The sequence below is a fragment of the Myceligenerans halotolerans genome (assembly GCF_054782975.1).
Window position 1 is genome coordinate 45,318 of sequence record NZ_BAAGRL010000033.1, and the last position, 26,783, is coordinate 72,100.

General features: G+C 74.0%; 22 protein-coding genes. 4 read left to right on the top strand and 18 right to left on the bottom strand.

The features are described from left to right. Positions 1–43: 43 nt before the first annotated feature. Together recO and ACYVK5_RS19755 are read left to right on the top strand one after the other, a co-directional pair. Positions 44–775 (top strand): DNA repair protein RecO, encoded by a 732-nt coding sequence (gene recO, locus ACYVK5_RS19750; protein WP_460707682.1) that lies wholly within the window; start codon positions 44–46, stop codon positions 773–775. After that, positions 772–1,578: an isoprenyl transferase gene (locus ACYVK5_RS19755; protein WP_460707683.1), complete on the top strand. Its 807-nt coding sequence runs from the start codon at positions 772–774 to the stop codon at positions 1,576–1,578. The genes recO and ACYVK5_RS19755 overlap by 4 nt, the downstream gene beginning before the upstream one ends. A 178-nt stretch (positions 1,579–1,756) precedes the next feature. Here the strand turns inward: ACYVK5_RS19755 and ACYVK5_RS19760 are convergent, their stop codons facing one another. From ACYVK5_RS19760 to uraD, 11 genes are all read right to left on the bottom strand, one after another. Then, positions 1,757–2,323, bottom strand: a complete 567-nt coding sequence (locus tag ACYVK5_RS19760) for a nucleotidyltransferase family protein (protein WP_460707684.1) — start codon at positions 2,321–2,323, stop codon at positions 1,757–1,759. 215 nt (positions 2,324–2,538) lie between these two features. Then, positions 2,539–3,015 carry a nucleoside deaminase gene (locus tag ACYVK5_RS19765; protein WP_460707685.1) on the bottom strand — a complete coding sequence of 159 codons (477 nt, stop codon included), beginning with the start codon at positions 3,013–3,015 and terminating at the stop codon, positions 2,539–2,541. Then, positions 3,012–6,146 (bottom strand): molybdopterin-dependent oxidoreductase, encoded by a 3,135-nt coding sequence (locus ACYVK5_RS19770; RefSeq protein WP_460707686.1) that lies wholly within the window; start codon positions 6,144–6,146, stop codon positions 3,012–3,014. Before ACYVK5_RS19770 ends, ACYVK5_RS19765 begins: the two co-directional genes overlap by 4 nt. Next, the gene (locus tag ACYVK5_RS19775) at positions 6,143–6,997 is read right to left on the bottom strand and encodes an FAD binding domain-containing protein (RefSeq protein ID WP_460707687.1); all 855 of its coding nucleotides are present in this window, start codon (positions 6,995–6,997) and stop codon (positions 6,143–6,145) included. The genes ACYVK5_RS19770 and ACYVK5_RS19775 overlap by 4 nt, the downstream gene beginning before the upstream one ends. A 136-nt stretch (positions 6,998–7,133) precedes the next feature. Continuing rightward, positions 7,134–7,952, bottom strand: a complete 819-nt coding sequence (locus tag ACYVK5_RS19780) for a MurR/RpiR family transcriptional regulator (RefSeq protein ID WP_460707688.1) — start codon at positions 7,950–7,952, stop codon at positions 7,134–7,136. Next, positions 7,952–9,253, bottom strand: coding sequence for an allantoate amidohydrolase (locus ACYVK5_RS19785; protein ID WP_460707689.1), 1,302 nt, complete (start codon positions 9,251–9,253; stop codon positions 7,952–7,954). Before ACYVK5_RS19785 ends, ACYVK5_RS19780 begins: the two co-directional genes overlap by 1 nt. Continuing rightward, positions 9,250–10,737: a pyridoxal-phosphate-dependent aminotransferase family protein gene (locus tag ACYVK5_RS19790; protein ID WP_460707690.1), complete on the bottom strand. Its 1,488-nt coding sequence runs from the start codon at positions 10,735–10,737 to the stop codon at positions 9,250–9,252. The genes ACYVK5_RS19785 and ACYVK5_RS19790 overlap by 4 nt, the downstream gene beginning before the upstream one ends. Beyond that, positions 10,734–12,374 (bottom strand): amidohydrolase family protein, encoded by a 1,641-nt coding sequence (locus tag ACYVK5_RS19795; RefSeq protein WP_460707691.1) that lies wholly within the window; start codon positions 12,372–12,374, stop codon positions 10,734–10,736. Before ACYVK5_RS19795 ends, ACYVK5_RS19790 begins: the two co-directional genes overlap by 4 nt. After that, on the bottom strand, positions 12,371–13,414 hold the full coding sequence (gene pucL / locus ACYVK5_RS19800) for a factor-independent urate hydroxylase (protein ID WP_460707692.1): 1,044 nt from the start codon (positions 13,412–13,414) through the stop codon (positions 12,371–12,373). The genes ACYVK5_RS19795 and pucL overlap by 4 nt, the downstream gene beginning before the upstream one ends. Positions 13,415–13,417: 3 nt before the next feature. Then, positions 13,418–13,753, bottom strand: coding sequence for a hydroxyisourate hydrolase (locus ACYVK5_RS19805; protein ID WP_460707693.1), 336 nt, complete (start codon positions 13,751–13,753; stop codon positions 13,418–13,420). Then, entirely contained in the window at positions 13,750–14,259 is a 510-nt protein-coding gene (gene uraD / locus ACYVK5_RS19810; protein ID WP_460707694.1) for a 2-oxo-4-hydroxy-4-carboxy-5-ureidoimidazoline decarboxylase, read from the bottom strand. The genes ACYVK5_RS19805 and uraD overlap by 4 nt, the downstream gene beginning before the upstream one ends. A 43-nt stretch (positions 14,260–14,302) precedes the next feature. Here uraD and ACYVK5_RS19815 point away from each other — a divergent pair, with 43 nt between their 5' ends. Then, positions 14,303–14,794: a TroA family protein gene (locus ACYVK5_RS19815; RefSeq protein ID WP_460707695.1), complete on the top strand. Its 492-nt coding sequence runs from the start codon at positions 14,303–14,305 to the stop codon at positions 14,792–14,794. Positions 14,795–14,912: 118 nt separating this feature from the next. On the opposite strand, the gene ACYVK5_RS19820 is transcribed toward ACYVK5_RS19815, so the two are convergent. From ACYVK5_RS19820 to ACYVK5_RS19835, 4 genes are all read right to left on the bottom strand, one after another. Next, positions 14,913–16,385, bottom strand: coding sequence for an amidase family protein (locus tag ACYVK5_RS19820; protein ID WP_460707697.1), 1,473 nt, complete (start codon positions 16,383–16,385; stop codon positions 14,913–14,915). A gap of 148 nt (positions 16,386–16,533) precedes the next feature. Further along, positions 16,534–17,718 carry an acetamidase/formamidase family protein gene (locus ACYVK5_RS19825; RefSeq protein ID WP_460707698.1) on the bottom strand — a complete coding sequence of 395 codons (1,185 nt, stop codon included), beginning with the start codon at positions 17,716–17,718 and terminating at the stop codon, positions 16,534–16,536. Positions 17,719–17,727: 9 nt separating this feature from the next. Further along, positions 17,728–18,579 (bottom strand): ribosomal protein L7/L12, encoded by an 852-nt coding sequence (locus ACYVK5_RS19830; protein ID WP_460707699.1) that lies wholly within the window; start codon positions 18,577–18,579, stop codon positions 17,728–17,730. A gap of 49 nt (positions 18,580–18,628) precedes the next feature. Next, positions 18,629–18,799 (bottom strand): hypothetical protein, encoded by a 171-nt coding sequence (locus ACYVK5_RS19835; protein ID WP_460707700.1) that lies wholly within the window; start codon positions 18,797–18,799, stop codon positions 18,629–18,631. Here ACYVK5_RS19835 and ACYVK5_RS19840 point away from each other — a divergent pair. Beyond that, entirely contained in the window at positions 18,782–20,488 is a 1,707-nt protein-coding gene (locus ACYVK5_RS19840; RefSeq protein ID WP_460707701.1) for an ATP-binding cassette domain-containing protein, read from the top strand. The two genes, ACYVK5_RS19835 and ACYVK5_RS19840, sit on opposite strands and share 18 nt — an antisense overlap. Before the next feature lie 653 nt (positions 20,489–21,141). Here ACYVK5_RS19840 and leuA read toward each other — a convergent pair. The 3 genes from leuA to ACYVK5_RS19855 form a co-directional block, all read right to left on the bottom strand. Further along, positions 21,142–22,983, bottom strand: coding sequence for a 2-isopropylmalate synthase (leuA, locus tag ACYVK5_RS19845; protein ID WP_460707702.1), 1,842 nt, complete (start codon positions 22,981–22,983; stop codon positions 21,142–21,144). A gap of 330 nt (positions 22,984–23,313) precedes the next feature. Further along, positions 23,314–24,531, bottom strand: a complete 1,218-nt coding sequence (locus tag ACYVK5_RS19850) for a pyridoxal phosphate-dependent aminotransferase (protein WP_460707703.1) — start codon at positions 24,529–24,531, stop codon at positions 23,314–23,316. A 17-nt stretch (positions 24,532–24,548) separates the two neighbouring features. Continuing rightward, positions 24,549–26,675 carry a DUF7937 domain-containing protein gene (locus tag ACYVK5_RS19855; RefSeq protein WP_460707704.1) on the bottom strand — a complete coding sequence of 709 codons (2,127 nt, stop codon included), beginning with the start codon at positions 26,673–26,675 and terminating at the stop codon, positions 24,549–24,551. Positions 26,676–26,783: the final 108 nt, after the last annotated feature.

The following is a 26,783-nucleotide window of genomic DNA, read 5'->3' on the forward strand; positions in this document are numbered from 1 at the left end:
GGACGGCGATGTCGATGTCAGCCACACCTGGGACACTGGTGTCGTGCCCCTGTACCGAGACGACGCGATCGTGCTGCGTGCCCAGAAGCTGGGCGAGGCGGACCGGATCGTCACGTTCCTGACCCGTGAGCGGGGCAAGGTGCGCGCCGTCGGGCGAGGGGTGCGCCGGACGTCGTCCCGGTTCGGGGCGCGGCTGGAGCCGTTCATGGCCGTGGACGTGCAGTTCCACACGGGCCGTACGCTCGACACGGTCACGCAGGTCGAGACCATCGGCGCGTACGCCCGGCGGATCTGCGAGGACTACGAGCTCTACACCGCGGGAACCGTGATGCTGGAGGCGGCCGACAGGCTGGTGGATCAGGAGCGTGAGCCGGCGGTGCAGCAGTACTGGCTGCTTGCGGGCGGGCTGCGCGCGCTGGCCGAGCGGCACCACGCCGCCGGTCTGGTGCTGGACTCCTACCTGCTGCGGGCGCTGGCCGTGGCGGGCTGGGCGCTGTCGGCGGTCGACTGCGCGCGCTGCGGCGAGCCCGGCCCCCACGCGGCGTTCAACGTGGCGCAGGGCGGTGCGGTGTGTCCGCGCTGCAGGCCACCAGGGTCGCCGTCGCCGTCGCCCGAGACGTTCGTCCTGCTGGCGGCGCTGCTGTCGGGCGACTGGGACACCGCGGACGCGGCCGCGGCGCGGCACCGGAACGAGGCGAGCGGCCTGGTGGCCGCGTACGGCCAGTACTACCTGGAGAGGACACTGAGATCGTTGAGGATGGTCGAACGCTCATGACCGACGTGCAGTCGAGCCCACGAGGCTCGTTCGCGGAGCCCTACCCGCATCCCTCGGGTGCGCGGGCGCCGCAGATCCCCCGGGACCTCCTGCCCCGGCACGTGGCCATCGTGATGGACGGCAACGGCCGGTGGGCGAACGCGCGCGGGCTGCCGCGCACCGAGGGGCACCGGGCGGGCGAGTCGTCGCTGCTCGACATCGTCGCCGGCGCCGTCGAGCTCGGGATCGAGCACATCTCGGCGTACGCGTTCTCGACGGAGAACTGGAAGCGCTCGCCCGACGAGGTCGCCTTCCTCATGCGGTTCACCAAGGACGTGATGGAGCGCCAGCTGGAGACCATGGCCTCCTGGGGCGTGCGGATCCGCTGGTCGGGACGGCGTCCCAAGCTGTGGAACTCGGTGATCAAGGTGCTGGAGCGGTGCGAGGAGCGCACGCGCGACAACGACCGCTGCACCTTGACGATGTGCGTCAACTACGGCGGACGCGCGGAGGTGGCGGACGCCGCCGCGTCCATCGCCCGGGAGGTGGCGGCCGGGCGGCTGGATCCGCGCAGGATCACCGAGAAGACGATCCAGCGGCACCTGTACGTGCCGGACGCGCCCGACGTCGACCTGTTCCTGCGGTCCAGCGGCGAGCAGCGGACCAGCAACTTCATGCTCTGGCAGGCGGCCTACGCGGAGATGATCTACCTGCCGGAACCGTGGCCCGACGTCGACCGCCGCCACCTGTGGCGGGCCGTCGAGGAGTACGCGGGGCGTGACCGCCGCTACGGCGGGGCGATCGACGCGGTCGAGACGGCGTAGAGATCGGCCGGTTGTCGAGCGGTCGGTTCGATGTCGAGCGGTCGCCCGCGTCGCTCGGGTCGCCCGCGTCGCTCGGGTCGCCCGCGTCGCTCGGGTCGCCCGCGTCGCTCGGGTCGCCCGCGTCGCTCGGGGAGCCGAGCGCTCGACGTCGAACCGACCACACCACCTGCCCGATCCCTCACCGCCGGTCCACGTCGTCGCCTCCGCCAAGGTCCGTGCAGTCGACGGCCGTGGCGGCATGCTTCCGCAGGTAGTCGGCCGCGCCGCGATCTCCCGTGGCGGTGTTCGCGACCGCTTCCCAGTGCCGCCGCCCGAGCACGACCGGGTGCCCCGGCCGCCTGTCGTGGACCGCACGACGTAGCGTGTCCTCGCCCACCACGCCGTCGTCGGGCCCGAGCAGCCGCCGGACCGCCGCGGACGGCAGGTCCGGCAGGTCGACGAGCGTGATCACCGCGACGTCGGCGCTGGTCCCGGCGGCTGCCGCCAGGCCGGCCCGGAGCGACGCGGACGCGCCGTCGAGCCAGTCGGGGACGACGGCGGTCGTGGCCCAGCCCGGCACGAGCGGCCCGGCCTGGTCCGCGCCGGCGCCGAGCGTCACGATCACGTTCTTGCACCCGCCGTCGAGCAGCGTGCGGCAGGCGATCTCGACCCAGGGAGTCCCGTCGTCGGCCCGCGCGAGCGCCTTGGGCCCGCCGAACCGGAGCCCCGCCCCGGCGGCGAGCACTATCCCGACCGCTTCCACCATGGTGCCCACGCTACTTCGGAGGTCACGCAGGCGGGGCGGCCGGGGCGGGTACCGCAGACCGCGGAGGGCGGTGGCTACGGCTTGTGCGGGTAGCTGCGGCCGATGAGCCACGAGGTGGCGTACGAACCAGGAGTTTGCTTACGCCTCAAGGGTCCGGAGCGCAAGCAAGCTCATGGTTCATCGACCGCAGCTGCCCCGCCGCAGCCGCGCCGCTGTCAGTACGGTGTGCGGTCCTCGGTGGACCTCCAGGCCGCGAACGGTTCGCCTGCCGCCGGGATCCGGCGGGCGACCACCGGGTTCGGCCACGTGTCGCGGTCCTGTTCCAGCAGTTCGTAGAACTCGCGGTCGTCGAATCCGGCCGCGGCGGCGTCGTACCGGTCGGCCGCGAACACGACGCGGTCCACGCGAGCCCACAGGGCCGCCGTCAGGCACAGCGGGCACGGCTCGCAGGACGAGTACAGCACCGCCCCCGCCAGCGAGAACGATTCCGTCACCCGGCAGGCCGCACGGATCGCGACCACCTCGGCGTGCGCGGTCGGGTCGAGGTCGCGGGTGACGCGGTTGACGCCGGCGGCCACCTCTGCGCCGTCGCGCACCACGACCGCGCCGAACGGCCCGCCTCCGTCCGCGACGTTCTCGGTGGCGAGCGTGATGGCGCGGGCCAGCCAGCGTTCGTCGTCGGCGTCGGTCATGGTGTCTCCTTGCTGTTGAGCAGCCGCCACAGGACGTCGGGCTGCATCGGGATGCCGTGGGGGCGGACGCCCGTCGCGTCGGCGATGGCGTTCGCCAGCGCGGGAGCGACCGGGTTGTAGGGCGCCTCGCTCATGGATTTCGCGCCGCGCACGCCGAGCCGGTCGGCGGTGTCGGCGAAGAACACGTCGGTGCGGGGCACGTCGGCCATGGCGGGGAGCCGGTAGTTCCGGAAGGTGCGGGTGCGGACCGTGCCCGCGGGGGCGTCGTCGGACCCGTCCGACACCTCCAGCCGCTCCTGCAGCGCCGAGCCGATCGCCTGCACTACGCCGCCCTCGATCTGGCCGCGCAACTGCTCGGGGTTGATGACGACGCCCGCGTCGGCGGCGTGCACCGAGCGCAGGATGCGCACCTCGCCCGTCGCGCGGCGTACGGCCACGCGGAACCCGTGCACGTTGAACGCGACGGAGCGCGGGGTGCCGTCGTGCGAGGCGGTCGCCTCGACGACGTCGGCGGGCAGGCGGTCCGACGACGGCGGCCGTCCGCCCGTCGCCAGCTTCTCGCGCACCTCGGCGGCCGCGCGCGCCACGACGAGTCCCGCCACGACGGTCCCGGCGGATCCGTAGGCCCCGGTGTCGTACCCGGAGGTCGCCGTGTCGGACTGCACCAGCCGCACGCGTTCGGGCGCCACGCCGAGCTCGGTCGCTGCGATCTGCACGAGCGCCGTCGACGTCCCGTTCCCGAACTCGGCGGTCCCGACGTGCACGGCGAACGTCCCGTCGGGGTGCGCCACGACCCGCGCCTGCGACCGGTGCCCGCGCGGCGGCAGCGTGGCGATCATCGCGAGCGCCAATCCGGTCCCGACGCTCCACTCGCCGTCCGGGCTGTCGCCCGCCGCCGTCACCGCCGCGCCGACCACGCCATCTCTGTCGACCACGTCATCTCGATTGATGTTGACGTCACCATTGGTCGAAATGGCGTGGTCGACAGAAATGGCGTGGTCGGCCGCGGCCGAGTCGGCATCGGGGCCCGGGGTGGCGGGGAGAGGCGCGCCGAGCTCGCGTTCGACGATGTCGAGGCACTGGTCCAGGCCGTACGAGCCGTACTCCAGGTCGCCGTCGTCCACGTGGCCCGTGACGAACGGGTCGCCGGGGCGCACCACGTTCCGGCGGCGGATCTCCGCCGGGCTCAGGCCGGTGCGGGCGGCGAGCTCGTCCATGGCCTGCTCGACCGCGAGCTGGATCTGGCCGAGGCCGTACCCGCGGAACGCCCCGGAGGGCAGGTTGTTCGTGTAGACGGCCTCGCCGTCGACCCGCTTGGCGGGGGCGCGGTAGACCGCGACCGACTCGTTGAGCCCGTGGAACAGGACGCCGGGTGCGTGGTTGCCGTAGGCGCCGGTGTCGGAGAGGGCGTCGACGGCCAGTGCGGTGAGGGTGCCGTCGTCGTCGGCGCCGAGGGTGACGGTGACGCGCATGGGGTGCCGGCAGGGGAAGGTGGCGAATGCCTCCTCGCGGCTGGGTTCCCACTGGACGGGGCGGCCCGTGCGCAGCGCGGCGAGCGCGACGACGTCCTCGAGCAGCATCTCCTGCTTGCCGCCGAACCCGCCGCCCACCCGGGGTGCGACGACACGCACGGTGGCCGGGTCGCGTCCCAGCAGGTAGGCGAGTTCGTCGCGGATCAGGAACGGGACCTGGGTGGAGGTGCGCACGACGAGCGTGCCGTCGGCCGCGACCTGGGCGCGGGCGGCGTGCGTCTCCAGGCTCGCGTGCGCGACCCGCGACGTCGTCCACGTGCCGCTGACGGTGTGCGCGGAGGCGGCGAGCGCCGCGTCGACGGCGCCGCGGGCCGGGTACTCCTCGTGCACCTGCGCGACGACGTTCCGCGCGGGGTCGGCGATGCGGGAGGCAACGGGATCCTTGTCGCCGTGCAGGAGCGGGACCGGTGTTCGTGCGGCGGTCGGTCCAGGTCCGACGACGACGGGCGGAGCCGCGCCGCCTGCGAGAGGCCGGCGGGCGGCGGTGGGGTCGAGGCCGACGGGTGGCAGCTCACCACGTCCGACGGCGGCCGGGGACGCCTCCCCGTGCCCAGCGGCGGGCGGCGCCTCGTGGCCGACGGCGGCAGGCCGGCGGGCGAGGTCCGGGTCGAGGACCGCGGGCAGGGGCTCGTACTCGACCTCGACGAGGGTCAGTGCCTCGCGGGCCTGTCGCGGGGTGTCGGCGACGGCGACGGCGACGCGCTGGCCGCGGAAGCGGAGCACGGGGTCGAGGATGCGGGTGTCGTCCGGGTCGTCGGTGCGGTGCTCGTGGCGGCCCGTGGAGTAGAGGGTGTCCGGGACGTCGGCGTGGGTGAGGACGAGGTGCACGCCCGGCGCGCGGTGCGCGGCTTCGGCGGAGATGCGGGTGATCCGGGCGTGGGCGTGCGGACTGCCGAGCACCGCGACGTGCAGGAGGCCGGGCGGGGCGGGCTCGTCGAGGGTGTAGGGCTCGCGCCCGGTGACGACCCGCGCGGCGGCGGGCGCGCGCACGGACCGGCCGAAGGCGACGGGTTCAACGCCTTCCTCACCCCGGCCTCCGGCGGGTTCGTCGGTGTTGACCCGGCCGGCCAGGGCGTCCCTGATGGACCGGTACCCGGTGCACCGGCAGAGGTTCCCTTTCCACTTCTCGGCGTCGGCCTCGGTGTCGCCCTGTGTGGTGAACAGCTGCCCTACGCAGCCCGTGCCGGCCATGGCGGCGACCCCCTCCGCAGCAACGGTCGCGTCGGCGGCGGTCGCGGAGATGTCGGCGACCGTCGTCGTGGCCGCCTCCGTGGCTGCCAGAGCCGCGGCCGTGACCACCATGCCCGGGGTGCAGAAGCCGCACTGGAAGCCGCCTGCTTCCGCGAAGCAGCGCTGGACCGGGTGCGGCTCCTCCGGGGTGCCGAGGCCCGCGGCCGTCGTGACGTCCGACTCCGCCGCGCGGTGGGCGGGGATCAGGCAGGAGTGCACGGGTTCGCCGTCGAGCAGCACGGTGCAGGCGCCGCAGTCGCCGGCGTCGCAGCCGCGTTTGACCGCGGTGGCGCCGTGGTCGCGCAGATAGGTGCGGAGGCACTGGCCGGGGCGGGGCATGTCGGCGACGTCGGTCCCGTCGATCCTCATGAGAGTTCCTCCAGCACCTCGTGCGCGAGCCGGCGCGTCATGGCGGCGCGCCAGTCGGGGGCGCCGTGGGGGTCGTCGTACCAGTCGGTGATCCGGTCGACGGCGGTGTCGAGCGCGGCGTGGTCCCCGCCGGGGACGGTGAGCACGTGCGGCCGTGCCACGGACGCGGTCACGACGATCCTGGCTCGCGCCGCTGCCGGGTACGGCACCTCCGGACCACCGGCGACCGCCGTCGCGTCGTCCCGACCGGGTACCGCTCCCGTGACCAGTACCGCCGAGCGGCCGAGCGCCGTCAGGCTCAGCTTCCGGGACGACGTCCGTGCCGTGAGGCCCGCGGCGGGGACCCGGAGGGCGCGCAGCACCTCGCCGTCGGCCAGCGTCGTCGTGCCGGGACCGGTGATCAGGTGCGCCACGGGCTCGGTCCTGGTGCCGCCGTCCGGCGTCCAGATCTCGGCCGTGCCGTCCAGGGTGGCGAACAGTGCCGCCATCGGGCCGGCCGGCAGGCCGAGGCACAGGTTCCCGCCCACCGTCGCGGTGTGCGCGACCTTGAAGGACAGCAGGAACGCCGAGACGCAGGGCCCGACGAGGTGCAGGCCCGGATACTGCGGGGCAGCCTCTGCGGCCCTGTCCCGCAACATCGCGATCGTGCAGGTCGCGGCCACCTCGAGGCCGCCGTCGGAGACGGTCCATGGCTTCCAGTCCAGGCCGAGCAGGTCGACGAGCCCCGTCACGCCGGCCGGAACCGGCTCGGAGTACAGGAACGTCCCGCCGGCGAGCAGCCGCTCACCCGGGCGCAGCGCCAGGTCGGCGCGGTCGCGTGCGATACGCACGCCGTCGATGTCCAGGTCCATGAGTCCTCGTGTCAGCCCTGTTCGTGCTCGTTCCGTGGCCCCTGCCCCGGGGCGGGGCGGCTCCTTCCGGCGGCGGTCCTCCCGCGCCGCGTCCCGGAGCCGGCGTCAGCTCCTGAAGTCAGCGTCAGCCTTCGCGTCAGCCCTCGTCCAGCTCTCCCAGTTCCGCGTACAGGGCGTCGACCTCCGCGATCCGGGCCGCGCCCCGCGGTGTTCGTGCGAGCACCAGGTCGGACAGCGCGGCCACGACGCTCATCGGCACCGCGTGCGAGTCGAAGGCGCCCTCGTATCCCACGGGACACTCGATCCACCAGCGCACGCGGGCGGCGAGCCGGCGCAGGGTCGGGTCCGCCAGCAGCAGTACCGGCACGCCGCCTCCGACGAGCCCCTCGACGGCGGCCACCGTCCCCGCGGGATGCCGCCGGAAGGCCACCATGACGACGACGTCGTCCCCGGTGGCGCCCACCAGGTCCTCCGCGAGCGCCTGCCCCGGCGACGGCGCGAGGGCCACGCCCGGCCGCACCTGCGCGAGGTTGCGCGCCAGCTCGGCCGCGACCGGGTGGCTGCCCCGCCGCCCGACCACCAGCACCCGGCGCGCGCGGGCGAGCGCCGTCGCGGCGTCCTCCAGCGCGGTCTCGTCGAGCGCCGCGTAGGCGCGCTGCAGGTGTTCGGTCTCGCGCTGGAGCCGGGAGGCGAGGCCGGCCGGCGGGGTCACCGTCACCGGGAGGCCGCGGCCGCGCTGTTCGCGCAGGTGCTCGCGCAGGCCCTCGAAGTCCTCGTAGCCGAGGCGCCGCACCAGCCGGCTCATCGTCGCCTTCGACACCCCGGCGAGTTCCGCGAGCTCGGTGGCGCGGTAGGCCGCGAGTTCGGAGATTCGTTCCAGCAGCAGGTCGGCCGCGCGGGCCTCCTGCGGCGACAGGTCGGCGTAGCGCTCGCGGACGCGCTTCTCGAGCGTCATCACGCCGTCGTCCCGGAGGGGGCCGGTTCGGCGGCCGCCGCCTGTGTGTCGCGTGCGACGGCGAGCACCGCGGCCTCGAAGGCGTCCAGTGCGACGGCGACGTCGTCCTCGCGGACCGATTCCGCCGGGTGGTGGCTGATGCCGTCGTGGCAGCGGATGAACAGCATGCCCACCTCGGCCACCGCCGCCATCGCCATGCCGTCGTGTCCTGCGGGGCTCCACAGCCCGGGGACGGCAGGGCCGGGTACGGCGGTGCGGATGCCGTCGGCCACCGCGCGGCTGAGCCGGTCGGAGCAGAGGGCCGACGACGCGCGGTGGGTCTCGGTGATGTCGAACGTGACGCCCCGGGCGGTGCCGATCCTGTGGCCCGCGGCCTCGATGTCGGCGACGAGCGCGTCGCGTCCGGCGTCGTCGACGGCGCGGACGTCGAGCGTGAGCTCCGCCTTGCCGGGGATCACGTTGACCGCGCCGGGGAGCACGTGCACGTTACCCACGGTCGCCAGCGCCTCGGCCTCGCGGGCGAGCCGTTCGGCGGCCAGGACCACTTCGGAGGCGGTGACCAGGGCGTCCTTGCGGCGCTCGTAGGGTGTGCCGCCGGCGTGCCGGGCCTCGCCGGTGAGGGTGAGGACGAACCGGCGGGCGCCCGCGATGGAGGTGACGTAGGCGAGCGGCAGGTCGGCGGTCTCCAGGCGGGGTCCCTGCTCGATGTGGGCCTCCAGGTAGCCGACCAGGTCCTCGGGAGGCCGGGACGCCTCGGCGATCCGGTCCGGGGCGAGCCCGAACCGTTCGAACGCCTCGCGCACCGTGACGCCGTCGGCGTCGCGCCGGTCCCACCATTCGTCCTTCCAGAGGCCGGCGACGGCGCTGCTGCCCATGAGCGCGCCGCCGAAGCGGGTGCCTTCCTCGTCCCAGAACCCCACGACCTCCAGGGCGAACGGCAGCGCGACGTCCCGCAGCCGCTCGGCGACGGCGATGCCGAGCACCACGCCGAGCATGCCGTCGAACGCGCCGGCGTCCGGCACGGTGTCCAGGTGCGAGCCCAGCACCAGTGCGGGGACCCCGCGCATGCCCGGTTCCTGGCGGGTGCCACCCGGCCCGGGAGGCTCGGCGGCGCGGCGGCCCCACAGGTTCCCGGCCGCGTCGGTCTCCGTGTCAAGGCCTGCGTCCCGCATCCAGCCTGCGACCGCCGTGTTCGCCGCCGCGTGCTGCGGGGTCAGGTAGGTGCGCTCGAGGCGTTCCGGGCTGGCGGAGTAGGCGGTCAGGGCGGCGCAGCGGTCGAGGACCCGGCGTGCGGTGGTCATCGGTCTGCCTCCCGGTGAGCCGGCGCGGTATCGGCCGACACCGCGCCGTGGACGGTCGCGGCGCCCGCCCCGGCCCGAGCGCCGGGCACGGCCACCCCGGCCGGGACATCGGTCGTCACTCGGCCGACCTCGGTCCCGGGGACGCCCGGCACGTCGATGCCCGCGCCGGCAGCACCCGAGGCGTTCGCCACCGCGTCGCCACCCACTCCGCCGTCGGACCACCTGCCGTACGCGTCGACACCGTCGCCGGCCCGCCCGTCGTACGCCGCCAGCGCCGCGTCGACGCCGCCGCCGGCCGGGACCGCGACCCCGGCGCGCCGCAGCACGTGTTCCAGCCCGGCGAGGGTGGCGAGCACGGCGTCGCGTCGTGCGCCGGTCCCCATCACGCCGATCCGCCAGACCTGCCCGTGCAGCGGCCCGAACGAGGTGCCGATCTCGATGCCGAAGTCCTCCAGGAGCGCCGCACGGACGGCGTCGCCCGCTCCGGGCTCGGCACGCAGCCGCTGCGGGATGCGCACGGCGACCACGTTGTTCATCCGGAACCGGTCGTCGCCGAACGTGTCCAGTCCCAGCCCGCGCACCCCGGCGACCATCGCGGCGCCGTGCCGGGCGTGCCGGGCGACCCGCGCGTCGACTCCCTCGGCGCCGATCAGCCGTGCGCACTCGCGCGCGGCGTACAGCATCGACGTGGCCTCGGTGTGATGGTTGAGGCGCCGCGGCCCCCAGTACTCCATGATCTGCGCGAGGTCGAGGTAGTTCGACAGGATGCGTGCGCCCGGCGCCTCGACGTCGTCGTCGGCGCGGATGCCCGCCTCGACGTGCCGGCGCGAGCGGATGTGCGCGGCGGCGCGCTCCGACAGCGTGATCGGCGCGCTGCCCGACGGCCCGCCCAGGCACTTCTGCAGTCCCGCCGTGGCGGCGTCGATCCCCCAGGCGTCGGTCTCGAAGGCGTTGCCGCCGAGGGTCGCGGTCGCGTCGGCGTACAGCAGGGCGCCGGCATCGCGGGCGATCTCGCCGAGGGCGTCGAGCGGCTGCGCCATCGTCGTGGACGTGTCCCCGTGCACGACGGCGATCACCCGCGGCCGCACCCGCCGTGCGACGTCGGCGACGCGATCCGGGTCGACGACGCTCCCCCACTCCCCCTCGACCGTGTGCACACGGGCTCCCGCCCGCGCGGAGATCTCCGCGAGCAGGTGCCCGAACCGCCCGAACGACGGTACGACGACGTCGTCCCCGGGCTCCAGCAGCGACACCAGCGCCGCCTCGACGCCCGCCCGCGACGTGCCGTCCACGAGGAAGGTCTGCTCGTTGGCGGTGCGCCAGACCTCGCGCCAGAGCCCCATGGTCTCGGTCATGGTGTCGGTCATGAACGGGTCGAACTGGCCCACGAGGGGCGCCGCCATGGCGCGCAGCACGCGCGGGTCGGCGTCGACGGGGCCGGGGCCCATGAGCAGGCGCGGCGGCGGGTTGATCTGGGATGTCATACGGTCTCCTCCTCCTCGGCGGCGGCGCTGCCGGGACGGACGAGCAGGCGGCCGCCGCCGCGCACGTGCTCGAGGTCCTCCACCGGTTGCCGGGTCCCGCCGTTCCGGCGCGACGTCTCATCCACCCCGGACTCTCCGGCGTCTTCCCCGTTCACCGCGGTGCCGAACGCCACGTCGGACATCGCGCCCGACGCCGCGCCGGTCACGACGTTGCCGCCGACGATCGTCGCGGCGATCTCCCCGGTGATCGTCATGCCGTCGTAGGCGCTGATCGGGTTGCGGTGGGCCAGGTCGGCCACGTCGATGGTGCGCTCCACGTCGGGGCGGTACACGATCAGGTCGGCCGCCGCCCCTTCCGCGAGCACGCCCTTGGGGTGGTCCGCGCGGTCGAGGCCCACGAGTTCCGCGGTCTTCCGCGAGGTCCAGCGGGAGACGTCGGCCAGGGGTACGCCGCGACGCCGGGCCGCGTCCGCGAGGGCGAGGAACCCGGTCTGGAGGCCGCTGATGCCGCCCCAGGCCCGCTGGAGGTCGACGCCGCCGGGCCGCTCGGCGCCGTACTTCTCGGCGGCGGTCGCGGGCGAGTGGTCGCTGACCACGCAGTCGAGGATGCCGTCGCGGAGCCCGTCCCAGAGGGCGTCCTGGTTGCCCCGGTCCCGGATGGGCGGGCAGCACTTGTAGGCCGGGTCGCCGGCGGGTACGTCCTCGGCGGCGATCGTCAGGTAGTGGTGGCAGGTCTCGGCCGTGACCGGCAGGCCCTCCGCCTTGGCCTCGGCGAGCAGGTCGAGCACCCGCGCCGAGGACACGTGCAGCACGTGGGTGCGCGTCCCGGTCTCGCGAACGACGTCGAGCAGCCGGGCGACCGCCGTCGTCTCCGCCTCGTCCGGGCGGGACAGGAGGAAGTCCGCGTACGCGGGGCCCGGCCGCGCGGGGGCGGCCGCGAGCACGCCGGGGTCCTCCGCGTGCACGATCATCAGCCCGCCGAACCGGGTCAGGCGGTCCATCGCGGCCAGCAGGTCGTCCGGGCCGAGCGGCGGGAACTCGGGCACGCCGGAGTCCGCGAGGAAGCACTTGAACCCGAACACCCCCGCGTCCCAGAGCGGCTCCAGGTCGTCGACATTGCCGGGGACGGCCCCGCCCCAGAAGCCGACGTCGCAGGCCAGGCCACCGCCGAAACCGGACCCGCGGCCCGGGCTCACTCCGCGACCCGCCCGGGACGCGGCCTTTTCGCCGGCGGCGCGGGCGGCCCGCCGCTTGATCTCCAGCGCCTCGACGGTGGTGGTGGACGGGATCGAGTTCAGCGGCATGTCGATCACGGTGGTGACACCGCCGAGGGCCGCGGCCCGGGATGCCGACAGGAATCCTTCCCACTCGGTGCGGCCGGGCTCGTTGACGTGCACGTGCGTGTCGACCACGCCGGGCAGGACGACGGCGTCGCCTGCCGCCAGGACCGACGGGCGTGCCGGGATGCCCGCCACCGGCCCGCCGAGCACCTCGTCGTCACTGCCGTCGCCCGCGATCCGGTCCGGGTCGGAGGTGCCCCACCACACCTGGGCGATCCGCCCGGCCTCGATCCGCAGAACCCCGGGACGCAGCTCGCCCTCGACCAGCATCCGCTCGGACCCGATCAGCATGTTCATACGAAGCCCCCGATCGTCGCCCACACCGGATGCTCCGGGCGAGGGCCGGCCTGGGCGCCGTCGCCGGACCGGGTCACCGCAGCCTCGATGAGCCCGTACGGGCGGTCGGCGGCGAAGAACACCTCGCCGGGGTTGTCCAGGCCGAACGGCTCCAGGTCCACGAGGAAGTGGTGGTTGTTGGGGCAGCTCAGCCGGATCTCGGCGATGTCGTCGAACTCCTCCAGCACGGCCCGCCCCATCGCGAACACGGTCTGCTGGAGCGCGAGGGAGTGCAGGTCGGCGAAGGTCTGCAGCAGGATCGAGCGGACGGCGTCGTACCGCGCGTCGAAGACGGCGCCCGCGTCCCCGGCGTCGAGCGTGCCGGCCGCGAAGTCGTCCGTGTAGCGCCACCAGGCGGTGACGTCGGTGGCGAGGATCCGGTCGGTGACCTCGGGCAGCGTGGTGTAGCGGTCGCGGGGGAAGCCGTGGAACTCCGAGCCGGTGGACTTGAGCAGCGTCGCGTCCCGCAGGCCGGCCAGGACGGTCAGGCTCGGCCCGCCGTCGGCGGGGGTGTCTGCGTGCACGAGCGCGGTCCGCTTCTCCCCGCCGGAGCGGACGAACGCGTGGTCGTGCCCGGCCGCGCCGCCGGGCCGTGGCACGGCCGCGGCATCGCGCACGGCCGCCCCTCCACGTTCCGGCCCGGCCTCGGCGCCCGGACCCGGCCCGGCGGCGTCGGCCCCGATCCGTTCCCAGGTGTACTGCTCCGCGGCCCAGCGTCCGCCCGTCACCTGGGGTTGCGCGAGGAAGTGGCGCGCGAGCCGCGCGAGGAAGGCCTCCGGCGAGCCGACGCCGTCGCGCGCGAACGCGTACACGGTGTTCTTCTGGGTGTCCGTCGCGATGACACCGCTGTTGTCGCCGGTGAGGTGCGTCGCGGCGAAGTCGCCGCGGAGCTGGGAGGTGACGCTCAGATCGGTGAGGCGGTGGCGCGGGGTGTCGCGGTCCACGCGGACCAGCCGCACCTCGGCCTTGCCGTACTGGTTGGCGCCCAGGACGATCGGCATTCGTCAGCTCCCCCGGTAGGTCGTGTAGGCGAACGGGCTCAGCAGCAGCGCGACGTGCGTGTGTGCGGCGCCGAGCGCCACCTCCAGCACGACGCGGGGGTAGAACGTCTCGCGGTCCTGCGCCGCGAACCAGTCGCCGGTCGTGAGTTCCAGCGTGTAGGTGCCGGGGCCGGGCAGGTCGCCCCAGGCGATGCGGCCGTCGTCGTCCGTGATCGCGTAGCGTGGCTCCGCGCCCGCGTCCCCGGCGGGGTCCGGCAGCGGTCCTGTCAGCCTCGCGGCGAGGCCGGCTGCCGGGAGGCCGCGGGCGGCGTCGAGCACGTGGGTGGAGGCGGTGGTCATGCGGGGGTCTCCTCGTCGATCAGGCCTTCGAGGCGCAGCAGGGCGATCTGGCGCAGCTCGTTGATCGCCACCAGCGTCTCCGTGGGCTCGTCGTTCCGCAGCCTGGCGGTGAGGTTCTCCAGGATCTCGGGTCCCGTCCGGCCGGCGGCACGGATGAGGAAGATGCGCCCGAACCTCTTCTCGTACACGGCGTTGCCGTTGGCGATCGCGGCCGCCGTCGCGCTGCCCGCCGACGACGACGTCCCCTGCTCCTTCCGCGACATGGCCGCCTCGCGCGTGTTGCCCCCGGCGCGCTCGCCGATCCGCGGATGGTGCGCGAGCGCGGCCTCGAGGTCGGCCTCGCCCCAGTGCGCGGCGGACCGCGTCGCGCGGCGCAGCAGGGCGTCACGCGTCGGGTAGGGGCGGCCGGAGACGACGTCGTCCACCCATGCCGGGATGTCCGCGCACGGCCGCACGACGGCGACCGCCTCGGCCTCGGGCAGAGCGTTGAAGCTGGCCAGATCCATGGTGCTGAACCTACTGTTTCACCGCATCGCTTCTGCGACACACATGTTTCGCCAAGGTAAAAGATCGCGTCCGGAGCGCCGACCACCCCGGGCATGCGACCGAGGCACCCGCCAGCCCAGGAGATCGCTGAAGGCACGTGTCGAGGCGGCAGGCCTCACCGAACAGCCGGTCTCGACGCTGCGCCTCAGCGAGGACGGGAGCTACTCGATCCGGATCGGCACCTCCGAGAGCATCGCCTACCGCGCCCTCGGCGTCGCCCAGCCCGAAGGACAGACCGACCCCGACGACTTCAGCATCGATGTCGGTGAGGAGAACCTCGACCTGCTCGACTCCGCCCACACCCTGTTCGTCTACGTCGACGACACCGCCGACGGCGAGCGCGAGAAGGTCGAGTCCTCGCCGCTGTGGAAGACGCTGCCGGCGGTCGAGAACAACCGTGTCCACTTCGTGGACTCCGGCGTCTGGAACAGCGCGGGTAGATGTGACCTCGTGCGTGTGGTCGGGGGATTGGCGTGTGGTCGGTCAAGTGATTGACCGACCACACGCAGAACGACCGACCACACCTATCCGCGCGACCTCTCGGCGACCGTCGGGAGCTCGCGGGGGTGGGCTAGCAGGGCTGGGTCAGCAGGGCTGAGCCAGGAGGACCGGGTCAGGGGACCAGCTCCGTCGCCAGGGCCAGGAGAGCACGATCGGAGCCGGGAGGGCCGACGAGGCAGGCAGCCGTCGGGAGTCCGTCGGCAGTGCGCAGCGGAACCGTCAGCGCCGGCAGACCACCGAGCACCACCGTGGCACACAGCGCCACTGTCGCCGCCCGGACCGCCTCGGCCGCCCCAGGGTCGCCCGCGGGCAGCGCCACCGAGGACGCGGCAGGCAGCACCAGCAGGTCGCCACCGAACAGCCCGCGGATGGTGGAGCGCGCCTCGGCGGCGACTCCCCGTGCCTCAGCGGCCTGATCCGCGGTGATCGACCGGGCGAACTCGAACCGGCCCCGCACCGCGGACCCGAGACCGTCCAGGTGCCCGGCTATCCATTCGCCGTGTTCGGCCCAGGCCTCGGCGGCCTGCACCACCCGGACCGCGTCGACCCACTCCTCCGGGAGCCCGGTGAACGGTGGGGCGTCCTGGGCACCCCGGCCGAGCGTTCCGGCTGCCGAGATGGTAAACCCAGCCGAGAAGGCACGCCGCCCGCCAGGGGCAGTGTGCTCACCCGGGGCAGTGCGCCCCTCCGTACCGGCACTCCCACCGGGAGGCGCTCCATCACCCGAGGCCTCGCGCCTCTCCAGCGCGGCGAGCCAGCCGTCGACGGCTGCGCGGACATCCGGTGCGGCCAGGCCGAGGAGAGCCTCAACCGGCATCAGCCGGCCCGCGAGCGCTCCCGGCTCGGCGAACATCCCCGAGCCTGGCTGCCCCGCCGGCCCCGCGAGCGCCGGGCCGCCGCGTGCGGGCCCGCGGACGGCTGCGGCCCCGTCCGGCGGGAGCGGCATGTCCGCGGTGGCCGTGTGCGCGGCGGTCGACGACGCCGGCCGGGCCTCCCTGTCCGGCGCCGCGGTTCCGCCGAGCGGCAGCAGCACGTCCCCCACGCGGGCGAGCAGCCCGGGATCCCGGGACAGCCAGCCGACCGTGTCGAACGACGGCGCCAGCGGGAGCACACCCTCGCCGCTGATCGCCCCGTGAGTGGGCCGGAAGCCCCACAGCCCCTGGTAGGCAGCGGGGACGCGGATCGACCCGGACGTGTCGGTGCCCAGCCCGATGCTCACCTCGCCGCCCGCGACCGCCGTCGCCGGTCCCGACGTCGAGCCGCCGCTGATCCGGCCCGGCGCGGCGGGGTTCGGTGGTGTGCCGTAGTGCGCGTTCGCGCCGGTCAGCGACCAGGCGAACTCCTCGGTCCGCGCGATCCCGGCGACCGACGCGCCCGCCTCCAGGAGCCGCGCGACGGCGGGAGCGTGCGCCGTCTCGACGGGCGCCTCCGCGAGCCAGGCGGGGTTCCCGGCCCCGACCCGCTGCCCGGCCACCGCGAAGAGATCCTTGACGGCAACGGTCTCGCCGTCCAGCACGCCGGACGCCGTCGGCGCCACCAGCGCTCCGCCGTCGTCCCCGAGCACCCGCCACACAGAGGTATCCATGCGGGCCATCGTGCCAGCCCTCGGAGCGGGCCGGTCGGCAGTTCCGTGAGTGATCGGCACGTTGAACTGCCGATCACTCACACACGTACCGATCGCTGGTGACGCAATGATCGCGTCAACCCGTCACGACCCCGGGCAGGCCGCGTCCTCAGCCCGCGAAGTCCGACTTCCGGATTCGAGCGTGCACGCCCTTGACCACGTCCACGACCTGGGAGATGTTGAAGTCCGTCGCCGCCGACAGGTAGGCGTACGCGTGCCCGGCGTCCATCCCGTACCGGGCCTGCAGCAGGGCGATCGCCGCGCGGACGCAGTTCTGCACGGCCACGTCGAGGTCGCGGTCCAGGCCTGTGGGGACGAGGAACTCGCTCGTCTCCCCCAGCGGTCCGGCGAGTTTCCCGAACATCGCGGTCGCGTCGCCGGCCGGGATGAGGTCCAGGCGCAGCCGCATCCGCAGCGACGCCTCGAACGCGGTGAGCGCCACCTCGCCGTCGCCCTGCGCGAAGTGCGGGTCGCCGACGTACGCGAGCGCGCCGTCGGCCTGCACGGGCAGGTAGAGCGTGGTGCCCGCGCCGAGGAGGTTGATGTCGATGTTGCCGCCGAAGCTCCCCGGCGGCACGGAGTGTGGCCGTTCGCCGCCCGCGGCGGCGACGCCCATGATCCCGCAGAAGGGCGCGAGGTCGAACCCGACCGTCGGCGTGCCGCCCCCAGCGTTCGTGCCCGACGGCGCGACGCTGTCCGACGTCGGCCCGCTCGGCGCCGGCCCGCCCGACAGCGGGAGTCGCCCCCGGTCGTCGTCGTCCACCTGGGCGAACACGCTCACCACGTCGGCGCCGGCGGCGGGGTACTCCCCGGGCAGCGCCCCGCGGCCGTGGCGGTTGGAGATCACGCCGTAGGGGACGCGCGGTGTCGCCTCCAGCACGCGGATCGCGAGCAGGTCCCCCGGCCGGGCGCCCCGCACCGCGATCGGCCCCGTGACCACGTGCCCGCCGTGGGCTCCGGGCGAGTCGGGCAGGCCGGGCGCGCGGACGCCGAGCCGGCTCGCACGCCGGCCCGCGCGGGCGGCTCGCGCCAGGTCGACGGCGTCGGCCAGCACCGCCCGTTCGGACACGCCCCGCTCGCCGAAGTACGTGAGCGGGTCCGATCCCTGGTCCTCCAGGAGTCCCTCGTGGGACAGGGTGTCGACCACGACGTCGTCCCCCGGGTCGACGGTGAGGACCGGCTCGTCGGCGGCGCACGGCAAGCGGCCCCAGAAGGCTGTGTCCTGCTCGGTGGCCAGGTAGTGCACCTCCGGCGGGACGTCGGTGCCGGGCTGGAGGATGGTCTGGTCGCGCATGGCCCGAAACTACCTGCCCACGACCTCCACGGTCGCACCTGCCCGTTCCAGCGCGGTGCGGTAGCGGTCGGCCTCGGCGGCGGTGACCCGCTCCGCGACCGTCGCCGGGATCGTGCGGAACAGGTCACGGGCGTCGTCCATCCCGAGGGCCGTCACCCGGCACAGCGCGCTGATGAGCTCCACCGCGTCGTGATCGAGTGTCGCGTCCACGCCCACGAGCCGTACGGTGAACGGCCCGTCGACGGAGAACGCGGGATCCGCCGCGCCCGGCCGCGGCACCAGCACGTCGATCGCCAGGTAGGCGAGGAAGACGAGCACCGCCCACCCGGCCACGGCGCTGAGCGGGCCCACGAAGGGCAGCAGGTCGAGCCCGCCGACCGCCGTGAGCACCACGGGCGCGCTGAGCACGGGAGCGGCGTGCAGCAGCAGCCGGTGCAGGACGGCGCGCGAGTCCACGTCCCGCACGGCGCGGATCCCCCGCACCGCGAGGTGCGCCACCGCCTGCTCTGCCCGGACGCTGGTCAGGCCGTGCGCGACGACCCAACCCTCGGCCTCGGGCCCCGCGCCCGGGCGGGGTGCGCCGGGCGGGCGCTGCCGTGCGGCTGCGCCGAGGGGCTCGAGCCCGAGGATCGTGCGCACCCGGTCGCGCGACGAGCCGCCGGTGTCGAGGACGCGCACCACGAAGCCCTTGGGGTCGGCGACGTCGTGGGCGGGGTGCCGCACCGCCAGGACCAGCAGAATTGCGGCAACTGCCCACAGAACGCCGTCGAACCACCCGGCGAGCGCCTCGCGCGCTTCGACCGCGATGGTATAGACGAGCGCCCCGACCAGGAACAACGCAACCCGTGTTCCGTGCTTCACAGGTGGCAGTGTGCCAGACTCCAGGAGCCGCACCGGGTGATTCTTGACGTCAGAACGCCTCGGGGTAAAGCGCCTGGGCGACCTTCTCGACCGCGCTGACGTTGCCGACGGAGCCCGGGAAGAGTCCCGACGACGGGACGGCCACGAGACGGTCCTCCTTGACGGCGGTCACCTCGGGGAACGTCGTGGTCAGGCTCGCGTCGTGGTCGTGGTCGCGCACCGGCCCGAGTCGCTCGACGGCGTCCGCCGCGTCCTCGAACTGCAGGCCGAGCTGCGCCACGAGTACCGCGCCATCGCGCTCACCACGGCCGTCGTCACGGTCAGCCTGCTCGCGCTGAGCACGCTCACCGTGCTGCCCGCCTTCGCGCTGGGCCGTGCCGTCGTGCTCGGCGAGGTGCCCGCCCCCTGGTTCTGGGCCGCCATGGCCGGACTCGTCCTGACCCGCGCCCTGCTCACCTGGTCCGAGATGGACCTGTCGCACTCGGTCGCGTACCGGGTGCTCGCGCGCCTGCGCATCGCCTTGTTCGACCGGTACGCCGTCGCCCTGCCGTCCCGCCGCCGCGAGAACACCGGCGACGCCGCCGCCACCGCGCTCACCGACACCGAGAAGCTCGAGTTCTTCTACGCCCACACCGTCGCGCAGCTCTTCGCGGCGGCCGTCGTCTGCCTGACGGGCCTCACGCTCCTGACCGTCGCGTACCCGCCGCTCGCCGTGGTGGCGCTCGTCTGCCTCGCCGGCGTGGGCGGCACGGCGGTCATCGGCCGACGCCGGCTCCACGACCTGGGCGTGCTCGCCACCGAGCAGACCGGCGCGCTGTCCTCGCACGTGGTGGACGTCCTGGGCGGCCTGCGTGAGGTGCTCGGCTACGGCCTGGCCGCCCGCGTCGGCGCCGACGTCGCCGCGCGAGGAGCCGACGCCGCCCGCACCGCCGGACGCATCGAGACCACCCAGCGCGTCCTGGCCGCGCTCCGCGAGACCGGGGTGACCGTCGCGGTGGTGGCGGTCCTCACCGTCGCCGCGTTCGGCGGCGTGGCCCCCGAGCATCTCGCCGGGCTGGTCACGATGGCGCTCGCGACCATCGCCGCGGCCGCCGACGCCGCCACCACGCTCACGCAGCTGCGCCCGATCGAGGCCAGTGCGGCCCGCGTGCGCGACGAGCTCACCCGGCCCGCCGTCGTCGTCCCCGCCGAACGGCCGCGGCCTCTGTCCGACGGACCGCTCGCGCTGTCGTTCCGGGACGTGACGTTCGGGTACGGGGGAACGGTGGTGCTCGACCGGTTCTGCCTGGACGTCGCACCCGGTGAGCGTGTCGGCGTGCGAGGGCCGTCCGGAGCCGGGAAGTCCACGCTCGTGGCGCTGGCCGGCCGCCTGTGGGACCCCGACGACGGCGTCGTCGCGCTGACCGGGGGTGGCGGCACCGGCGCGGTGGACGGATCCCCTGGCGCGCCTGGGCGGGCCGAGGTCGGGCTGACCGAGCTGGCGGACGCCGAACTGCGCGGCGCCGTCGGCGTCGTCGAACAGGACGGGCGGCTGTTCTCCGGGACCGTCGCGGAGAACCTGCTGCGCGGCACCGGGGCGAGCGAGGCCGAGCTGCACCGCGTGCTCGAGGCCCTCGGGCTACGGGGCGTCGTCGGGCCCGACGACGGCGTGGGCGAGGGAGGTCTCCGGCTCTCGGGCGGGCAGCACTCCCGGCTCCGGCTGGCCCGCGCCGCGCTGCGACGCCCCCGGGTGCTGGTCGTGAACGAGCCGACCGCCGACCTCGACGCCGACAGCGCCCACCGCGTGCACGAGCTGCTCGCCTCCCTGTCCTGCACCCTGCTGGTGGTCTCGCACCAGGAGCGGACCCTGGCCGGCATGGACCGCGTGATCGACCTGAACCGCACCCCGGTCACGGCGGAGGCTCGCTAGGGTCCTGCGCCTGAGGTTCATGGTGGAAGTCCGTTGCGGTTCGTCGCGAACCGCAACCTCATGCCGGGCTGTCGAACCGCAGTCTGAGTCCGCTGGTGTCCGCCGAACCGCACCCTGAGTCCGCCGGTGTCGGCCGAATCGCAGCTCGCAGACGGATTCCGTCGCCGAGCCGCAGCGACACGCCGACAATTCCCGGTGTTCTCGGCGTGTCCCTGCGGTTCGACGGCGGTCAGCAGACGCAGGCTGCGGTTCGAAGACGGTCGACGCACGCAGACTGCGGTTCGCCGACGCCGACCGACACACGATTGCGGTTCGCGACGAACCGCAACGGACTTCCACCATGGATCTCCGGCGCAGGACACCAGGAGCACGCCAGCTGGAGCAGCTCGGGCCGCACGCCGGCGGCCGCGGCGTTCCTGAACGTCCTCGCCCTCCCGCCTGACCCGGCACCCTGACACCCCTGACACCCCTGACACCCCATGACGTCCAGGGCCGACGGCGTGAGGGCGGCCCGTTGTCGAGTGTTCGGTCCCCCGGGGAGCCGATCACGCGACAACGGACCGACCTCACGGCAGGAGAGCGACCACACGGCCGGCGACCTGGACGGCAGAAGGCGGGGACGGCGCGCCGTCCCCGCCTTCCGGAGGAATACCTCAGTCGCCCGTGCGCTCCGCCCGGTTGACCGCCGAGACGATCGCCTTCAGGGACGCCGTGGTGATGGACGGGTCGATGCCCACGCCCCACAGCACGTCGTCGCCCACCTGGCACTCGACGTAGGCGGCCGCGGTCGCGTCGCCGCCCTCGGACAGCGCGTGCTCGGTGTAGTCGAGCACACTGACCTTCACGCCCACGTGGGAGATGGCGTCGACGAACGCGTCGATCGGGCCGTTGCCGGACCCGGTCAGCGTGTGCGACTCGCCCCGGTCGACGACCTCGACCTCCATGGTGGCGGTCCCGCCCTCGGCGCCCGTCACGCGCGTGTGCTCCAGCGTGAGCCGGCCCCACGGCCGCAGGCCCGACTCGACGGTGCCCGCGGAGCCCTCCTCGATCGGCAGGTACTCGTCGGTGAAGATGCGCCAGATGTCCTCGCCGCTGACCTCGTGTCCGCCGACGTCGGTGACCCGCTGCACCGCGCCGGAGAACTCGATCTGCAGGCGGCGCGGCAGGTCCAGGCCGTGGTCGTGCTTGAGCAGGTAGGCGATCCCGCCCTTGCCGGACTGGCTGTTCACGCGGATGACGGCCTCGTAGGAACGGCCCACGTCACGCGGGTCGATCGGCAGGTACGGCACCCCCCACGGCAGGTCGTCCACGCTCACGCCGGCGGCCTCCGCCTGGCCGGCCATGTGCTCGAAGCCCTTCTTGATCGCGTCCTGGTGGGACCCGGAGAACGCGGTGAACACCAGGTCGCCCACGTAGGGCATGCGCTCGGGGACGGGGAGCTGGTTGCAGTGCTCGACGGTGCGGCGGATCGCGTCGATGTCGGAGAAGTCGATCTGCGGGTCGATGCCCTGCACGAACAGGTTCATGCCGAGCGTGACCAGGTCGACGTTGCCGGTGCGCTCGCCGTTGCCGAACAGGCAGCCCTCGATGCGGTCGGCGCCCGCCAGGTAGCCGAGCTCGGCCGCGGCCACCGCCGTGCCCCGGTCGTTGTGCGGGTGCAGCGACACGATGACGTTCTCACGGTGGTTCAGGTGCAGGCACATCCACTCGATCGAGTCGGCGTACACGTTGGGCGTGGCCATCTCGACCGTGGCGGGCAGGTTGATGATGACCTTGCGCTCCGGGGTGGGCTCGAAGACCTCGAGCACCTCGTTGCAGACGCGGACCGCGAACTCCAGCTCGGTGCCCGTGTACGACTCCGGCGAGTACTCGTAGTAGATCCGGGTCCCGGGCAGGGTCTCCTCGAGCTTGCGGCACAGCTTCGCGCCGTCGAGCGCGATGTCGACGATGCCGTCCTGGTCGGTGCGGAACACCACGTCGCGCTGCAGCACCGACGTCGAGTTGTACAGGTGGACGATCGCCTGCTTGGCGCCGCGGATCGAGTCGTAGGTGCGCTCGATCAGGTGGGCCCGCGACTGCGTCAGGACCTGGATGACGACGTCGTCCGGGATCCTGTCCTCCTCGATGAGGCGGCGGACGAAGTCGTAGTCGGTCTGGCTCGCCGACGGGAAACCGACCTCGATCTCCTTGTAGCCCATCTTCACGAGCAGATCGAACATCCGCAGCTTCCGCTCGGCGTCCATCGGCTCGATGAGGGCCTGGTTGCCGTCCCTCAGGTCGACCGCGCACCAGCGCGGCGCCTGCTCGATGCGCTTGGTGGGCCAGGTCCGGTCGGGCAGTTCGACGGCGAACTGCTCGTGGAACGGCCGGTACTTGCTCACCCGCATGCCCGACGGCTGCTGCGGGTTGTCCTCGACGAGTCCGCCGGCGGTGCCGTACACGGGGTCACCGTGGGTCGTGACAGGGGCGGTCGTGCTCTCCGTGCTGGTGTTCATGACTTGCGCGTCCTCCGGGTAGAAGTGACCTTCTCTCAGCGACGGCCCGGGTCACGGGCCGCGGCCGGCATCACGAAGCCACCGCGGCGAGGAAACCGGCCTCTCTATGGGGCCTCGCCGCGGCACCGAAGGAGGAGGCTCTTCGCCGGGTGCACGCTGTCACTGTACCTCCGCGTGTTGCCCGCACCACACCTGTCCACCATGTGGTGCGGGGTTGGTCACGGACGGCCGGTCGGCAATTCGTCGGGTGGTCGGCGGGATGTCGGATGATCGGCCGCTCGGGGGACCGATCATCCGACATCCGACCGACCACCCGACATCGGACCGATCTCAGACCCGCTTCTTCTCCAGGAAGTCCGCGATGCGGCCGATCGCGTCCTCCAGGACGTCCACGGCGGGGAGCATGACGAGACGGAAGTGGTCCGGGGTGGGCCAGTTGAAGCCGGTCCCGTGGGTCACCAGGATGTGCTTCTCCCGGAGCAGCTCCAGCACCAGCTTCTCGTCGTCGTCCACGGCGTAGACCTCGGGGTCCAGGCGCGGGAAGCAGTAGAGCGCGCCCTGCGGGGCGACGGTATGCACCCCGGGGATCGCGTTGAGCAGGCGGACGGCCGTGTCGCGCTGTTCGAGCAGCCGTCCGCCGGGGAGCAGGAGCTCGTCGACGACGGCCGGGTCGCCGCCCAGCGCCGCGGGGATCGCGTACTGCGCCGGGACGTTCGCGCACATGCGCATGTTCGCCAGCAGGGTCAGGCCCTCGAGGAAGTCGGTGGCGAGCCGCCTCGGCCCGGTGACCGCGACCCAGCCGGTGCGGAACCCGGCCACGCGGTACGCCTTGGACAGCCCCGAGAAGGTCAGGCACAGCACGTCGTCGCCGGCGAACGTGGCGGTGTGGTGGTGGCTCACGCCGTCGAACAGGATCTTCTCGTAGATCTCGTCGCTCAGGAGCACGAGCCCGTGCCGCCGCGCGATGTCGGCCAGCGCCCGCACCGTGTCGGCCGGGTAGACCGCGCCGGTGGGATTGTTCGGGTTGATCACCACGAGCGCCTTGGTGCGCGGCGTGATCCTGGACTCGATGTCGGCCAGGTCGGGCGACCATCCGGCGGACTCGTCGCACACGTAGTGCACGGGCGTGCCGCCGGTGAGCGTCACGGCGCCGGTCCACAGGGGGTAGTCGGGCGCGGGGATGAGCACCTCGTCGCCGTCGTCCACGAGCGCCTGCAGCACGAGCGAGATCATCTCGGACACGCCGCTGCCGATGAACACGTCGACGGGGGTCATGTCCAGCCCGCGGCCCCTGTAGTAGGCCGCCACGGCCTCGCGCGCGGGAAGGATGCCGCGCGAGTCGGAGTAGCCCTCCGCCTCGCGCAGGTGCTGCCGCAGCCCGTCGACCACCGCGTCCGGCGCCTCGAACCCGAAGGGCGCCGGGTTGCCGATGTTCAGCTTCAGGACCTTGTGGCCCTCGGCCTCGAGCCGCTCGGCCTCGACCAGGATGGGCCCGCGCACGTCGTAGCGGACGTCGCGGAGCTTGTTCGACTGGGTGATGGGGCGCACAGGCAGCATTCTCACATTTATCGGCGGGAGCGGAGCGCGGCGTCCACGTCCGGGTCGCCGAGCGCGCCCAGCCAGTCGAGCAGCGCCGGGTAGGTGGCGGGGTTCCGTGCGACGTGCGGCCGCAGGTGCGGAGCCTCCTGCACGATGACGGCGAGGTCGGCCAGCGGCGTGCCCGGGTCGAGGGCGGCCTCGGGCGTCCAGCCGCGCGGCTGCGGCTGGACGGAGCGCGGGGTGTGGCCCACGGTCGTGGGCTGCGAGCCGGTCCCCACCGGCTGCATGACGGCGGTCTCGCGCGCGGCGTCCTGTCCCGGCAGCCCGCGCATCTCGCGCGCCGTCGGCTCCTGCGCCGCCTGCGACACGGACGGCTGCTCCCCCGAGGCGGCGCGATGTTCCTGACCCGCGTACGTGCGGACGGCACCGGACGAGGAGACCCGCTTGCGCGGCCGGTCCGGCGTCGCCGGCGTGCTGCCGGTGTCCGACGGCGTGACGGCGGGCGAGGACCCGGTGGCGGCGGCCGACGCCGCGGCGGCAGCGGCCACCGCGGCCGTGCCGGGCCTCGTCCTCGAGCCGGAGCCCTCGGGCACCGGGCGCAGCATCGCGGTGACGTCCCGCGTGGACCGGTCGTCGCCCGCGGCCGAGTCGGCGTTCGTCACGGGCTGGGCGCCGGACACGGGCACCGCCCCGGACCACGTGGCCTGGTCGGTGGCCGGACCACCGGTCGCCGCACCACCCTGCGCGTTCGCGGCCCGCTGCGTGCCGCCCGTGGGGATCTGCTCGCGCTCCCGGGCGGGCTTGTCCGGCAGTGTCGCCGGGCGCGCCTCGGCTGCCGGTGCCCAGATCCAGGCGGGGCTGTGGTCGACGGCGCCGTCACCGGCGATCCCGGAGGTCTGGAAGTGTTCGCGCACGGCCTTCGGGACCATGAGCGAGGACGCGGCGATGCCCGGGAGCCCCAGCGCCATGACGAGGTCCACGATCCGCACGCCGTCCCCGGCGCCGGACGTCGCGACGACCACCACGAGGCCCAGCACACCGGTGACGCAGGCGGCGCCGACGGCCGGCACGTGCCCGGCCGAGGTGTCGCGCCGCAGCGAGCGCTGCCCGAACCAGGCGATGCCCGCGATCACGAAGCTGAGGATGAGGCGGAGCAGGGGGGCCAGGTCGAACCCGTCGGCGACCAGGGTGACGAGGCCGCCGACGCCGCTGCACAGCGCCACGAGCAGGAGCACCTGGAAGGCGCGGATCGCCGCGCGGACCCACACGTCGACGGCGCCGGGCACGGACGACGCGCCACGCGCCTCCCAGACCGGCGACCGTCGCACGGCCGGGGCGCCGGCCAGGGCGGCGAGGGCCGGGAAGAGCACGAGTCCGAACCGCTGATCGTGGGTGGACTCCACACCGTGCAGGGCGCCACCGGAGGTGAACACCGCAAGGACGATGAGCACGACGCCGAGGGCGAGCAGGACGAGCCGCGCGGCGCGGTCACGACGCCACGTCGCGACCACCAGGAGCAGGAGAAGTCCCGCGACCAGGGCGAACCCGAGGGGCGCGCGCAGCATGGGGCCGAGCTCGCGATCGGCGACGTAGGTCTGGACGAACGAGAACAGGGCGCCGAGGGCGACGAGCCCGCCGGCCACGGCGAACACGGCGCGCCACCGGTCGTGGACGCGGCCGTCGAGCTCGGGCGGCCCGAGCTCGCTGTCGCGCGGCGTGGCCGCCAGCAGCGCGCCGGCGAGGCCGAGGCCGAGGCCCGTTCCCACACCCGACCCGTTCGCCAGGTCGAGGACGACGACCAGCAGCGCGACGGCGACGGCGGGCACGTTCGCCCAGACCCGCCACTTGCGCGTGGTCTGGACCGTCCACGACGCGGGCAGCGCGCCGAACCGCGCCAGGTACGGCAGCGCGAGGGACGCGAGCGAGACCGCCGTGACGAGCACGACCTCCACCCGGTCGGCACCCCGGTCCGCGGAGGTCCACGGCAGGGCGAGCGCCAGCAGGAGGACGAGCGCGGCGACGACGTCACGCACGTAGTCACCCGGCCGGTAGCCGGCGAAGGGGGAGGCGGCAGCGTCCGGGACGTTCCGAGGGGCGACGCCGGCTCCGGCGCTCCGGTGCTCCTCACGCTCTGGGGCGTGGATATCCGTCATTCACTACTCCTGAGGTGACGCCGCGGGCCAGGGTTGCGGGACAGGGCGGCATGGGTGTCCGCCACCGTTTCTACCCGGTCAAGCGTGGGCGTGTCGTTCCGAAGCGCG

Coding starts and splice junctions, on each gene's coding strand:
- ACYVK5_RS19755 (WP_460707683.1), top strand. CDS start 772: ATGACCGACGTGCAGTCGAGCCCACGAGGCTCGTTCGCGGAGCCCTAC.
- ACYVK5_RS19760 (WP_460707684.1), bottom strand. CDS start 2,323: ATGGTGGAAGCGGTCGGGATAGTGCTCGCCGCCGGGGCGGGGCTCCGG.
- ACYVK5_RS19765 (WP_460707685.1), bottom strand. CDS start 3,015: ATGACCGACGCCGACGACGAACGCTGGCTGGCCCGCGCCATCACGCTC.
- ACYVK5_RS19770 (WP_460707686.1), bottom strand. CDS start 6,146: ATGAGGATCGACGGGACCGACGTCGCCGACATGCCCCGCCCCGGCCAG.
- ACYVK5_RS19775 (WP_460707687.1), bottom strand. CDS start 6,997: ATGGACCTGGACATCGACGGCGTGCGTATCGCACGCGACCGCGCCGAC.
- ACYVK5_RS19780 (WP_460707688.1), bottom strand. CDS start 7,952: ATGACGCTCGAGAAGCGCGTCCGCGAGCGCTACGCCGACCTGTCGCCG.
- ACYVK5_RS19785 (WP_460707689.1), bottom strand. CDS start 9,253: ATGACCACCGCACGCCGGGTCCTCGACCGCTGCGCCGCCCTGACCGCC.
- ACYVK5_RS19790 (WP_460707690.1), bottom strand. CDS start 10,737: ATGACATCCCAGATCAACCCGCCGCCGCGCCTGCTCATGGGCCCCGGC.
- ACYVK5_RS19795 (WP_460707691.1), bottom strand. CDS start 12,374: ATGAACATGCTGATCGGGTCCGAGCGGATGCTGGTCGAGGGCGAGCTG.
- pucL (WP_460707692.1), bottom strand. CDS start 13,414: ATGCCGATCGTCCTGGGCGCCAACCAGTACGGCAAGGCCGAGGTGCGG.
- ACYVK5_RS19805 (WP_460707693.1), bottom strand. CDS start 13,753: ATGACCACCGCCTCCACCCACGTGCTCGACGCCGCCCGCGGCCTCCCG.
- uraD (WP_460707694.1), bottom strand. CDS start 14,259: ATGGATCTGGCCAGCTTCAACGCTCTGCCCGAGGCCGAGGCGGTCGCC.
- ACYVK5_RS19815 (WP_460707695.1), top strand. CDS start 14,303: ATGTTTCGCCAAGGTAAAAGATCGCGTCCGGAGCGCCGACCACCCCGG.
- ACYVK5_RS19820 (WP_460707697.1), bottom strand. CDS start 16,385: ATGGATACCTCTGTGTGGCGGGTGCTCGGGGACGACGGCGGAGCGCTG.
- ACYVK5_RS19825 (WP_460707698.1), bottom strand. CDS start 17,718: ATGCGCGACCAGACCATCCTCCAGCCCGGCACCGACGTCCCGCCGGAG.
- leuA (WP_460707702.1), bottom strand. CDS start 22,983: ATGAACACCAGCACGGAGAGCACGACCGCCCCTGTCACGACCCACGGT.
- ACYVK5_RS19855 (WP_460707704.1), bottom strand. CDS start 26,675: ATGACGGATATCCACGCCCCAGAGCGTGAGGAGCACCGGAGCGCCGGA.